The sequence below is a fragment of the Micromonospora sp. WMMD1082 genome, assembly GCF_029626175.1.
Taxonomy (GTDB): domain Bacteria; phylum Actinomycetota; class Actinomycetes; order Mycobacteriales; family Micromonosporaceae; genus Micromonospora.
The window spans coordinates 6,765,855-6,777,800 of sequence record NZ_JARUBM010000002.1; the positions used below are offsets into that span (position 1 = coordinate 6,765,855).

The 11,946-nt window shown below is 69.4% G+C and carries 10 protein-coding genes; 5 read left to right on the plus strand and 5 right to left on the minus strand.

Annotated elements, in window-relative coordinates:
- Nucleotides 1–17 precede the first annotated feature (17 nt).
- Together O7615_RS31115 and O7615_RS31120 are read right to left on the minus strand one after the other, a co-directional pair.
- On the minus strand, nucleotides 18–2,282 hold the full coding sequence (locus O7615_RS31115) for an AfsR/SARP family transcriptional regulator (RefSeq protein ID WP_278181365.1): 2,265 nt from the start codon (nucleotides 2,280–2,282) through the stop codon (nucleotides 18–20).
- A gap of 63 nt (nucleotides 2,283–2,345) precedes the next feature.
- Nucleotides 2,346–2,978: a methyltransferase domain-containing protein gene (locus O7615_RS31120; protein WP_278181366.1), complete on the minus strand. Its 633-nt coding sequence runs from the start codon at nucleotides 2,976–2,978 to the stop codon at nucleotides 2,346–2,348.
- A gap of 608 nt (nucleotides 2,979–3,586) precedes the next feature.
- Between O7615_RS31120 and O7615_RS31125 the strand changes: the two genes are divergently transcribed.
- Both O7615_RS31125 and O7615_RS31130 read left to right on the plus strand, forming a co-directional pair.
- Entirely contained in the window at nucleotides 3,587–5,776 is a 2,190-nt protein-coding gene (locus tag O7615_RS31125; protein ID WP_278181367.1) for an ATP-binding protein, read from the plus strand.
- Entirely contained in the window at nucleotides 5,740–6,381 is a 642-nt protein-coding gene (locus O7615_RS31130; RefSeq protein WP_278181368.1) for a helix-turn-helix transcriptional regulator, read from the plus strand. Before O7615_RS31125 ends, O7615_RS31130 begins: the two co-directional genes overlap by 37 nt.
- Before the next feature lie 143 nt (nucleotides 6,382–6,524).
- Here O7615_RS31130 and O7615_RS31135 read toward each other — a convergent pair whose 3' ends face one another.
- Entirely contained in the window at nucleotides 6,525–8,105 is a 1,581-nt protein-coding gene (locus tag O7615_RS31135; protein WP_278181369.1) for a GDSL-type esterase/lipase family protein, read from the minus strand.
- A gap of 66 nt (nucleotides 8,106–8,171) precedes the next feature.
- Between O7615_RS31135 and O7615_RS31140 the strand changes: the two genes are divergently transcribed.
- On the plus strand, nucleotides 8,172–8,777 hold the full coding sequence (locus O7615_RS31140) for a hypothetical protein (protein ID WP_278181370.1): 606 nt from the start codon (nucleotides 8,172–8,174) through the stop codon (nucleotides 8,775–8,777).
- A gap of 128 nt (nucleotides 8,778–8,905) precedes the next feature.
- Here the strand turns inward: O7615_RS31140 and O7615_RS31145 are convergent, their stop codons facing one another.
- Complete coding sequence (locus tag O7615_RS31145; RefSeq protein WP_278182295.1) at nucleotides 8,906–9,301, minus strand: GntR family transcriptional regulator; 396 nt, start codon at nucleotides 9,299–9,301, stop codon at nucleotides 8,906–8,908.
- A gap of 5 nt (nucleotides 9,302–9,306) precedes the next feature.
- Complete coding sequence (locus O7615_RS31150; RefSeq protein WP_278181371.1) at nucleotides 9,307–10,122, minus strand: hypothetical protein; 816 nt, start codon at nucleotides 10,120–10,122, stop codon at nucleotides 9,307–9,309.
- A gap of 171 nt (nucleotides 10,123–10,293) precedes the next feature.
- Here O7615_RS31150 and O7615_RS31155 point away from each other — a divergent pair, with 171 nt between their 5' ends.
- A complete protein-coding gene (locus tag O7615_RS31155; protein WP_278182296.1) occupies nucleotides 10,294–11,190 on the plus strand; it encodes an ABC transporter ATP-binding protein in 897 nt (298 codons plus the stop codon).
- On the plus strand, nucleotides 11,187–11,936 hold the full coding sequence (locus tag O7615_RS31160; protein ID WP_278181372.1) for an ABC transporter permease: 750 nt from the start codon (nucleotides 11,187–11,189) through the stop codon (nucleotides 11,934–11,936). Before O7615_RS31155 ends, O7615_RS31160 begins: the two co-directional genes overlap by 4 nt.
- The last annotated feature ends 10 nt before the right edge of the window (nucleotides 11,937–11,946 follow it).

Sequence of the window (11,946 nt, forward strand, 5' to 3'; positions counted from 1 at the left end):
TCATTCGCGCCGGAGAATCACCGAGCGCCGGCCAGACAACGCAGCATGTGCGCCTCGCCGATCACGTCGCCCCGCTCGCGCGCTGCTCGCAGGGCGTACCGCATGATGTCCTCCCAGTCTCGGAAGAACCCGTACCACTCCAGGTACTGCTGCGTCGTCATGGCGAGGTGCCACGGAACGATGCCGTGGCCGACCTCGGCGGCGACCTTGACGGCCTCCTTGAGCACCTCGCGGTGGCGGGCCAACCAGCCGAGAGCTTCCTCGTACGAGGCCGGCCGCTCGGGAACAACGCCAGGCAGGGGTGGCGCCGGCACGATCGGAGTTCGGGGCGGTTCGAGCATGAGCTCGGCGTTGGAGCTGCTGTGCAGGTAATGCTGCAGCAGGCGGCTGGCCGCCGCCCGCCGTTCGGCCGGCGACTCGGTAGCCAGGAACAACTCCTCCGCGTACGCCTTGACCAGCACGTGCGACGTGAAGTAGCCGTTGTCGTCCTCGGTTACCAGCGCCGCCTCGGCCAGTTCCTCGAGCAGCGCGCGAGTTTGCTGGAGATCCAGACCGGACATGCTGACGCACGCCTCGACCGTGATCCCCGCAGCGAACGCAACCGACAACAACCGGAACAGCCGGGCCGCTCCGGGAGTCAGCTGCCGGTACGACCACGAGAACGCGGTCCGCGGATCGCTCACCCCGCGGCCACCTTGGAACGCTTCCAGCCGTCGGACACCGTCCCGCAGCTCGACTGCGACGGAGCCCAGCGACAGCTGTGGACGTGCGCTCAGTCGGGCAGCCAGGAGCGCCAGCGGCAGCCGGCCACACAGTTCGATGATCTCGTCGAGAGTCTCCACATCCTCCCCCGCGGGAAAGATCCGGCTGTACATCTCGGCGAGTCGGGTCCGCAGTAGCTCCCGGGCCTCCGGCAGATCAGGGAGGTTTGCGCGAAACAGGCGTGCGCTGTCCGACGCGGCCAGGCCGACCAGCGGGCGTCGACTGGTGATCAGCACGAGGCTGTCGGCTGAGTTCGGCAGCAGGGGGCGCACCTGCGACGAGTCCCGCACATTGTCCAGCACGACGAGAATCCGCATTCCGGCTGTCAGGCTGCGATACGTGCCGGCCAACGCGTCGAACGTGTCCGGGATGTCCGCCGCGCGGACACCCAATGCGTACAACAGGGAACGCAGGGCTTCGCCGGCAAGGACGCTCCCCTCCTCGCCCTCGTGGCCCTGGAGATCCAGATAGAGTTGGCCGTCGGTGAACTCATCGGCAACCATGTGCGCGAAGTGCATGATGATCGTCGACTTGCCGACGCCGCCCATGCCGTCCATCGCGACCACCATCGGACTGGTGCGTCCGCCGGAGCGCATCTCGACGACCAGATCGCCGAGGATGTCCAGTTCGGCCTTTCGCCCGACGAACAGCGGCTGGTCCGGTGGCAACTGCGCCGGGCGCACCATCGGGACCAGTCGGGACGGGCCCGCCCGCAGCGCGGTTCCCACCTGGTCACGTTCGGCGTCGGATGGTGTCACCGCCTGGGTCAGCACTCGCTGCTGGGCCTCCCGCAGCTCACGCCCCGGGTCGATGCCAAGTTCCTCGGAGAGCCGGTCACGGATTGCCCAGTACGCCATCAGCGCCTCGGCCTGGTATCCGGCAGCGGCGAGCGTCGTCACCAGGCTCGCGTGCACCGGCTCGTTGAGCCGATCCATCTCCGCTGCCAGTCGTAGCGCAGCGAGGACCTCGGCCGGGCGACGCAGTTGGGCGGCGACACCCGCCGCGGCGACAGCACCAGCGAAGAACTCACCGTCGACGCTCGCGACGGTGGCAGTGGCCGACGTGCAGTCCGCCAAGGCGTCACCGGCCGACCCGTGGCAGAGGCGCAGCGCGTCGATGTAGCGGTCGAGCGCCTCGGCCGGCCGTCCCTCGGTGGTGTTCACTCTCGCCGCGGAGACGAGTTGGCGAAACGTCACCAGATCGAGCGTCTCGGGACCGGCGGTGAAGCGATATCCGTTGCTGTGGCGCGTGAGATAGCTCCCGGAGGACCGCGGCGGCAGATCGGGTTCGAGCAGCCGGCGCAGCGCGCCGACGTACTTGTGGATGACGTTAGCCGCGCTGGCCGGCGGGTCGGTCCCCCAGATCAGAGTGATCAGATCGCTCATGCTGACCGGACGACCAACGCGGACCAGCAGCAGCGCGAGGAGACACCGCTGCTGCCGAGGCCCCGAGTCCAGCTCGATGTCGCCCCGCCACACCCGCAGCGGACCCATGACCTGCAGGCGCAGTCGCGACGTCACGAACCGTACCCCCGAAGACAATCCACATACGAAAGCCAGAAATTGGTTGACGGCACTGAACTATCACTGAACTCGCATTTTGGTGAGGGCATGGCTGGTCGGATCGACGTCGGCGGAGAACCAGGTCCGCGGGCGCCGGCAGTAATAGACGAGGGCAGGTGGGAGGTTCGCCCATACCGTGCGACTGATCACCACCTCGTCGAACCGCGCCTGCAGCGAGTGCAGCAGGCGCCGGGCCGGCGGCGCCCACCGGGCATGGACGTACGCGAAAGTGGTGAACACGCCGCCTGGCGGCAGGGCCGCGACAACCCCGGACAGCACGCTGCGCTGCTGGTCTTCGGCATACGCCGCCCAGGGAAGGCCGCTGACCACGGCATCGGCCCGCCTGAGCCCACGCTGCGCCAGCACGGTCTCGAGGGTGGCGGCGTCGGCGTTCACGACGTCGACCGCCGGATGACGGGCAGCCAGTTGCTCGGCGAACCGTGGGTTGATCTCCAGGGCTATGTGCTGGCCGCGTCCCGCAAGACGCTGCTGGACAGCGTCGGTGAAGGCACCGGTGCCCGGGCCGAGTTCGACGACGACCGGGGAACCCGTGCGGGGTACCACCGCGGTGGCCACCCGTGCCAGCGCCGGGCCACTCGGCGCGATCGCGCCGACCGTCATGGGATTCTTCAGGAACTCCAGAAAAAGTGACACGACTCAGTTCCCGGTCTGGGGGCCACGCTGGATTCGAGTGAGAGACCCCCCTCTTTCCTCGTTCAGTTGGTGGATTGCGGGGACGCGCACCCGGCCCTGCTTGACCTCACCGCTTACAGGCTGATGTCTTTTCGAGTACATGCTGGCGGCTCGCATCTCATGCCCATCAGATTCCACACCGTGTGGATCATCGGCAGCGCTAATCTGACCAGAGCCCACTGGGCCGGAACATCACACGTCCTGACGCTCGCCACGCGAGCCACCTCGGCCGGCCGGGCTGCCGCAGACGGCTGCTATCGCACGGATGTGCGGGCGGGGTGCTCTCGAATCACCCGGACGTGCGAGCTCGAGGTGCACCGACCGCACTCAGGTTTCCGTTGGGGGTCGCAGAGGTCAACTTCCGGTGCGGGGGCCGGCGGAGCACCCGTACGCGTCTGATGCGCTACGAATTCGAGGAGGTCGTTCCACCTGTGCCGCATACGACGTGGGCCGGCCGACCATCGCCACCTCACGTTGCACGGACCGGGCCCAGAGTGAAATCCTCATCGCTGGGCAAAGAGGGTCCACCGTTGTCTTGAGGGGCTCCGATCCAGCGGCGGGGAGAAACAATGATTGCCCGTGCTGGCGCACGGTCGGGTTCGCAACCGCTGCGCGGCCGGGATGCCGAACGCAGCGCCATCCACCATCGCATCCGCCAGCTGGCCGCGGGGACAGGTGGTGTCGTCATCGTCGAGGGTGCACCAGGCAGCGGCAAGACCAGCCTGCTGGCCGAGGCAGCCGCCGGCGTCCGTGAGCATGGCTTGCGCGTATTCACCGGGTCGGGTCAGGCCGCATCGCTCGGCGTGCCGTCACTGCTGCTGCTGGACACGCTGACCGACAACGACGACCCCCCGGTCGACCTGGACGCTCTCCGGCAGGTGGCCGAGCGGACCGAGGGCAGCTTCTGGCTCATCCAGGAACTGCACGAGGGCCTGGAGAAGGCAGCCCTGCAGTCTCCCTTCATGATCGTCATAGACGACTTCCACTGGGCCGATCTGGCCACCGTCAACGCGGTGCGGACGTTGACCCGGCGGCTGTCCTCCGATCCCGTTCTCTGGGCGATCGCCCTACGGCCCGATCCGCCAGCACCGGTCCGCGCCGTCATCGACCAGATCAGCGGTCAGACCGACTGCGTCGTCAGGCTCGACGCCCTCGACACGCAGGCCGTCGCGCAGGTCGCGTACGACGTCCTCGGCGGCATGCCGGACGAGCGGCTTGGTGAGATGCTGGCTGGTGCACGCGGCCGGCCGCTACTGCTACTCGAGTTCCTGCACGGGCTGCGTGACGAGCGGGCCGTGGAGGTCCGCGAGGGCGTGGCGGTGCTGTGTGCGCCTCGTCTGCCCCTGCGCTTCTCCGACTCGATCCGCGAACAGGTACGGCTGCTGTCCGACGACGCCCGCCTGGCCGTCGAACTGGCCTCGGTCCTCGGCCGAACCTTCACCGTGGAGCAACTCGCCCGGATGCTCGACCGCCGCGCCTCCACCCTACTCGCCCCGCTACGGGAGGCCCTGGACGCGGAGCTGATCATCGAGAACGGTGACACCTTCGCGTTCCGGCACGATCTGGTCCGCGAAGCCATCGACAGCAGCCTGCCCGCACCTCTGCGCCGCGCCCTGCGCCAACAGGCCATCGACGCCAGCCTGGCCGCAGGGGCGCCCGCGAACCAGGTGGCCGCGCTCGTGATGGAGACCGCCACGTACGGCGATCAAGGAGGGATCGCACTGCTCCGCCGGGCTGCGGCCGAGATCGGCTTCCGCTCCCCCTCGGTATCCGCTCAGCTCACCACCCGGGCCTTCGAGCTCGCGCGTCGCGACGACCCGGATCGGGGAGTGCTGCTCACCGAGACCATCACCCACCTCGTCCTCGCCGACCAGGCTCCGAAGGCCTTCGAGCTTTTCACGCAGAGCCACGAGCTGGTGCTCGACCGGATATCGATGGCCCAGGTCCGGCGTCTGATCGCCGAGGCCATCCTGCCGTCCGACGCCGGGCGCGCGGCGGAACTCTGTCGCGAAGCCCTCAAGGACGCGGGCCTGCCTGCCGAACTCCGCGCCCGGTTGCATGCGGTCCTGGCCGGCGCCCTGGGCATCGTCGGCCAACCCGACGGGGCCCGCCGTGCCGCTGACGCCGCGATGGACCTGGCCGACGACGGCATGGCTCCCCACTCGCGCTCAGCCGTGCTGGTCGCGAAGGCCGTCGCCGACTTCCACCTGTGTGACTGGGCGAGCGGTCTACGCGCGGCCGACGACGCGATCGGGCTCCGTAACGAGGTGCCCAGCGCTCGCTCGTTGTCACTGCCTGACGCCTGGAAGGCAATGATGCTCGACGCGATGGGCCGGATGACCGAGGCGTGGCGACTGGCCGATGAAGGCGCCCGGCTCGCGCAGGCGGACGGCCAGGTCGCCAACGCGCGGGTGTGGTCGATGATCCGAGCTCGAATCCACCTCCGCGCCGGCCGTCTGGACGAGGCACAGGCGGAGGCCGAGGCGATCCAGGCCATGTCGTACGAGCTTGGCAACCACAGCTATCTCTACATCGCCGCCCTCGTTCTCGGCACGGTGGCGGTCCACCGTGGGGACCAGGCTGCGATGACGGCCGCCGAGGCGACGGCAACGGAGATGGCCAGGTACAACGGACCCGTCTGGCGCGGCCGGGGCGCTGGCTGTGGGCACTGCTGGCCGAGGCCCGAGGTGCGCCGGCCGACGACCGGGCCGACGAAGAGGAGATGGACGCGCTGTTCGGCGGTTGCGTCCGCATCGTGACCCTGACGGAGCATGCCGAGGTCGCCACCCTGGTCCGTCTGCTGCTGCGAAGCGACCGGCGCGACCGGGCGGAGGCGGCGGTGGCCCGTCTTGAGGACGAAGTACACCGGCACGCAGGTGAGCCCGTCGTCGCCGCCGCACTGTGCCACGCACGCGGCCTGCTGAACGCGGACCCGGAGCTGCTGCTGGAGGCCGTCGACCTCTACACCGCAGACGAGCGGCTTCTGCTGCGGGCCCGGGTGATCGAGGACGCAGGCACTGTGGTGGTCCACAGCGATCGCCCTGGCGGGCTGTCCCTGCTGACCTCAGCCCTCGACCAGTGGGAAGCGGTCGGTGCCGACCGCGACGCGGCCCGCGTCAGAGGACTACTCCGCCGGCAGGGCGTACGCCGACGCGCTCCCAACCGGCCCCAGGCGGGGTGGGCCGGGCTCACCGAGTCGGAGACGAGGGTGGCCCGGATGGTCGTCCAGGGATGGACCAACCGCCAGATCGCCGAGGAGCTGTTCCTGTCGCCACACACCGTCAGCTCGCACCTGCGGCACGCGTTCGTCAAGCTCGGCGTGCGCTCTCGGGTCGAGCTCGCCCGCCTGATGATGACGGAATGACTCCGGGCACGTTCCTCAAGCGAATACATGATCCCTCCGTTCGGGGAGGACCAGGGGAATGCTGAGCACTTCGGGGCGGCGAACCGATGCCGGTGTCGGGCGCCCGTGGCGGACCAGGGCGCCCGACGGCGAGCCCGAGGCCGTCAGAGTGGGGGGAGGGCCTGGGCTACCCGGGTCGCCATCGCCTGGTACCCCGAGGCGTTGGGGTGGAACGAGTCGCTCAGCGGCGAGGTGAGCCCGTTGGCCCATACGCCGTTGGCGCTGCAGAGCCGGTGGCCGCGGAACAGGTCCAGCCCGTTGACGTAGATGACACGGGAGTCGCCCGTGGCCAACGCGGCGTCCCGGATCATCCTGTCGGTCTGGGCGGTCGCGTCGTAGATCGCTCTCCGTTCGCTCTCGATGAGGTTGCTGGCCAGGTCCGGGCAACGGTCCTGGGCCGGCGGCGGGTCGGCGGAGTCGTCCGGGTTGGGCACGACGGCCGGGTAGCTCAGCACCATGAGTTTCCCGCTGGGGTGCATCTCCGCTCTGATCTGCCGGTACAGGGCCGTGAGCTGGACCTGTACCTGGTAAAGCTCCTGCGGGGTGACCAACGGTCCCGCTGTGGAGCAGTCGGCGCCCAGGTAGCAGCCGGTGAGCTTGGCCGTGAAGTCGAGGTCGTTGCCGCCGATGGTCAGCGTGACGAGCCGGGTGTGTGGCTGTATCGCGTCCAGTTGGGGTGGCACGCCGGGGTGCTGACTCGCGTACAGGTCGGGGATCCTCGCGCCATGGCACGCCGCCAGGGTCGGTCGGTCCACCGACAGTCCTGACAGGAGTGTTCCCGTGATGGTGTTGGAGTAGGTCGCGGGCGACTGCCGGCACAACGCGTCGGAGTACGGTGGCGCGCCGGTGCCCGAGGAGTAGGAGTCACCCAGTGCGACATGTCGGATCACCGGGGGCTGCAGCCCGGTCCCGAACGGCCCGGTGCCCAGCACGATGTGCAGCAGGCCGGTGCCGAGACCCTCGCACAGCAGGTAGCGCAGCCCCGGTATGGGGAAGCAGCCGCCCCAGTAGACCCCGATCGGAGCCAACAGGTAAAGCTCGAAGGCGATCTCCACGTTGCGGCCGCCGTCGAAGAGCTCCCCGGGGGTGCTCACGCCGCCCGAGGTCGCGCCGTAGTAGGTCTGCCCGTACGAGAGGGGCGCCGTGGTGTAGAGGAACTGGCCGTCGAAGCGGCCGCGGTCGATCACGCCGGTGGCGATGTAGGCCGCGTCGAGCCAGAAGTTGCAGCCGAACTCCGCCAGGTAGGAGATGTTCGCCGCGTAGTTGGTCTGATTGGGGGCGCCGCTGACGGAGCCGTTCCGTGAGATCGCCTCGGTGCAGTACAGCCCGGTTGGCGGGTCGTCGGGCCCGGCCTGCGGCGATGCCCCACGGAAGGTTGGCATGTCGGCCTCGCGGATCGCCGCGCGGGCCGCGCCGTCCGCCTTGAGCGTGGCGCCGGGCCCCTTCGTGGCACCCGGCAGCGCCTCGGGTTGATGCGGGCTCAGCGGTGTCGCGAACGGCGTGATCTTTTTGGTGGTGCCGGGAAGGGTCACCGGGTCGGGCGTCTGGATATCGGGCTGCCAGCCCTCGTCCCGCGCGGCCGGTTGGGCCGCAGCGCCGTCGCTGGCGGCCGGCGTCCCGGCCAGCGCGGGTTGTGCGCTGACGAGTAGCCCGCCGATGATCGCGACTGCGGCGAGTAACCGCATACGCCGTCCTGGTGACACGACTCTACGTGATGCCACCGCCACCTCCTCACATCGTGCGATCGCCGTGTGACGATCAGCGACATGGATGCTAGGCGGGAGGTAGGCGGCCGCAGAACCGTGAAATTACGCAAAGAGTCGCGTGAAGAATCTGACGGCACCAGCCGCGGCACTCGCCTGGCCCGCTTTCCCTTCGTCAACGGCCAGCTCCTCGACTCCACCTCGTCCACTCTCGCCAAGTACACTCCCGTGCCAGGCTCCACGATCAACACTGCCAGCATCGACCCGGTCTACGGTCGACTCGTCGTCCGCTACCGCGACACGGACGGCGTCACCAAATACCAGGTGCACGACCTTGACCTGGCGCGCCTCGACATCTGGGAGAAGCCGCTCGCGAGCATCAGCGAGCCGGACATCACTGCGGTCCCCGGATGGCCCCTCACCACGTACGGCCACCCTGCCCTCCAGGGCTACGCCGTCGTCGGCCGATACCTCTACCTGCTGCACGGCGACCCATACGGTAAGACCGAGACCATCAACGGGCAGAACGTGGTGATTTCCAAGCCCAACATCGGAAACACGTTCCACACCTCTGCCAACCTCGGCACCGGCGCCCTGGACCCCCCGCTCCGCCGGCTCCCTTCACCGACGGCGTCAATCCCCTCCACACGCTGACCGCCTACACACTGGACTACCGTGAGCCCGAAGGCCTCGGGGTCTACATTCCGGACCTCACCCAGCCCGGCGTATTCAATCCTCCCGCTCGTCGACAAGGCGGTCCCGGAATCGCGGGTACGGCCATGTCATGCTTCTTTCGGGTCGCGTGTGGCGGGGGATGCTGCGATTCCCCTGGTCAGCGCCGCTTGGACGATGCGGATGGCCTCGTTGGCGTCGATGCCGAGGCTGGTGATGACGGCGGCGTATTCGGCGGCGGCCCGACTCGCCCGTTCGCGTCCCTTCTCGCCGGCCGCGGACACGAACGAGCCGGCTGATCCGCGGGTCTCGATCAACCCTGCCTCCTCCAACTCCCGGTAGGCCCGGCCGACCGTGTTGACGGCCAGGCCAAGGTCTGCGGCCAGACGACGAATGGTCGGCAGCCGGGTGCCCACGGCCAGCGTGTGGTCCTGGATCTGCCGGGCGAGCTGAGCACGGAGCTGCTCGAACGGCGGGACGGGCGAGGCCGCGTCGATGACGATCATTCGGTTCACCGGGTGTTCGTGGCGTGCCGCGCCACCACGCCGCTCCGCGCGGTCCGCGCATTGATCAGGGCGAGCGCGATGACGCTCAGGACGATGAAGGCGAGCCAGGCGGCGTTCCACCAACCAAGCGCGGTACTGAACACCGACACGACCGGCAGCGACCACACCACGGTTGGCACGGCGACGTCTCGGGCGTCCTCGACCCGCATGATGACGTCGGCGGTCAGCGAGACCTCGTCGTCGGCCACGACCGGGTGCGTCAAGACATGGCGTAGCTGGACGACCATGCCGACCGCGAGCCCGCACAGCCCGATGAGCAGAATGACCGCCGCGTACCTCGCGCTGGAATCCGGCCGGGTCAGGGTGCCGATCGCCAGCACCGTCGCGCCCGCGAACGTGACGGCCGCGAACACGGCACGCGGCCAGCCGAGCACGGTACGCCAGCCGAGCCGGACCGGGTAGGCCGCCCGTCGCGGCAACGTCGCACCGGCACGCCGGTCGACCCGCCGTACCCACCAGTCCAGCAGCGCTTGGGCCAGCACCAACCCGACCACCAGCGCCGTCAACACCAGCAGCAACCAGCGCCGGTACCCGGACCCGTCGACCATGCCGCCGACGTAGGTGAGGGCAACCGCCATGATGAACGCGGCCAGCAGGACAGAAGCGGCCAACCGGGCACGTCGCCGGGCCGCCAGACGCGTCGCCAGCAGGGGTGTCGGCCGCACGTCGGCCAGGCCGTGCCCGGCCAACCACGCACCGGCCAGGTCGAGGTCCGCCGGACGCACCGGCGGGTCGACATTCGGCAACGTTCCACTCGGCATGACGCCTCCCATGTCGCAAAGCTTGTATCAGCATGGTGCGTCAAGACTTGCGACAAGTCAATCCGTCGTCGGCCAGCTGAGGCGCCAGTAGTACCTGGGTACCACCGGCGGCCGGGAAGTGTCGACTGCGGTACCACGATCCCCGCGCTGCCCGAAACTAGCGTGGTGAGCATGATTCAGGTACGCGAAGTTACCAAACGGTACGGTGCGAAGACGGTCGTCGACCGCCTGTCGTTCACCGCGAAACCCGGACAGGTCACCGGCTTCCTCGGCCCCAACGGCGCCGGCAAGTCGACCACCATGCGGATGATCGTCGGCCTCGACGCGCCGAACTCGGGCGACGTGCTGGTCAACGGCAAGCCATACGCATCGTCGAAGGCACCACTGCGCGAGATCGGCGTTCTGCTCGAGGCCAAGGCCGTGCACCCCGGCCGTACGGCGGCCAGCCACCTTCTCGCCATGGCCCGCACGAACGGCATCCCGCGCTCCCGCGTCGACGAGGTGCTCGACCTGGCCGGTCTCTCGGCCGTCGCCCACAAGCGGGTCGGGGCCTTCTCCCTCGGCATGGGTCAGCGGCTCGGCATCGCCGCCTCGCTGCTCGGCGACCCGGCCGTGGTGATGCTCGACGAGCCGGTCAACGGACTCGACCCCGAGGGAGTCCTCTGGGTGCGCAACCTGCTCACCGGCCTGGCCGCCGAAGGCCGCACCGTGATGCTGTCATCGCATCTGATGAGCGAGGTCTCGCTGATCGCAGACCACCTGGTCATCGTCGGCCGGGGCAGACTGCTGGCCGACACCACCGTGGCCGACCTCGTGGCCGCCGAGGGCGTCCGGGTCGTCACCTCCGCCCCCGACGCGCTGCGCGCCCTGATCGCCGGCCCGGGCATCACGGTCACGTCGGCCGGTGCCGAGGAGCTGCTCGTCGCCGGCGTCTCCGCCCGCGCGATCGGGCTGGCCGCGGCTGCCCGCGGCATCCCGCTGTTCGAGCTCACCCCGCAGAACGCCTCGCTCGAAGCGGCGTTCATGGACCTGACCCGCGACGCTGTCGAATACGAGGCCTCCCGATGAAGATCACCGCTGGTGGCGTCGTCGCCGCCGAATGGACCAAGTTCTCCTCCCTGCGCTCCACCTGGATTACGACCGGCATCTCCGTCTTTCTCCTGATCGCCTTCGGCATGATCGCCTCGGCTTCCTTCTCGGGCGACGGCCTGACCTCGGTCGACCTGGCTCTGTCCGGCAGCATCCTGGCCGCCCTGTCCGTCGGCGTGCTCGGTGCGCTGCTGGGCGCCGGCGAGTACACCACCGGCATGATCCGGGCGACCCTCGCCGCGGTGCCGCGCCGGTTGCCGGTGCTGTGGTCGAAGAGCCTCGTGGCGGGGTCGGCCGCCTTCGTCGCGATGACCGCCGGCGCTTTCGCTGCTTTCGCGGCCGGGTCGGCCGTGCTCAACGACAAGATCGGCGGCCTGGGCCTCGGCGACGACGGCGTGCTGCGGGCCCTGCTCGGCGCCGGCCTCTATCTCGGCCTGGTCGCGGTGCTCGGCGTCGCGCTCGGCATGCTCGTCCGCTCCAGCGCCGGCGCCATCGCGGTCCTGGCCGCCCTGCTGCTGATCGTGCCCGGTCTGGCCGCGTTGCTGCCGGGCTCGATCTCCGAGGCCATCACCCCGTACCTGCCCAGCAACGCCGGCAGCGCCGTGATGGCGCTGACCCAGGCGGACGGCACGCTGGCGCCCTGGGCGGGCCTTGCGGTCTTCGCCGGGTATGCGGTCGTGACGCTCGCCGCGGCGGCATACCGGCTCAAGAAGACCGATGCGTAAGGGGCGTACC

Coding starts and splice junctions, on each gene's coding strand:
- O7615_RS31135 (WP_278181369.1), bottom strand. CDS start 8,105: ATGCGGTTACTCGCCGCAGTCGCGATCATCGGCGGGCTACTCGTCAGC.
- O7615_RS31125 (WP_278181367.1), top strand. CDS start 3,587: ATGATTGCCCGTGCTGGCGCACGGTCGGGTTCGCAACCGCTGCGCGGC.
- O7615_RS31160 (WP_278181372.1), top strand. CDS start 11,187: ATGAAGATCACCGCTGGTGGCGTCGTCGCCGCCGAATGGACCAAGTTC.
- O7615_RS31145 (WP_278182295.1), bottom strand. CDS start 9,301: ATGATCGTCATCGACGCGGCCTCGCCCGTCCCGCCGTTCGAGCAGCTC.
- O7615_RS31155 (WP_278182296.1), top strand. CDS start 10,294: ATGATTCAGGTACGCGAAGTTACCAAACGGTACGGTGCGAAGACGGTC.
- O7615_RS31130 (WP_278181368.1), top strand. CDS start 5,740: ATGGACGCGCTGTTCGGCGGTTGCGTCCGCATCGTGACCCTGACGGAG.
- O7615_RS31150 (WP_278181371.1), bottom strand. CDS start 10,122: ATGCCGAGTGGAACGTTGCCGAATGTCGACCCGCCGGTGCGTCCGGCG.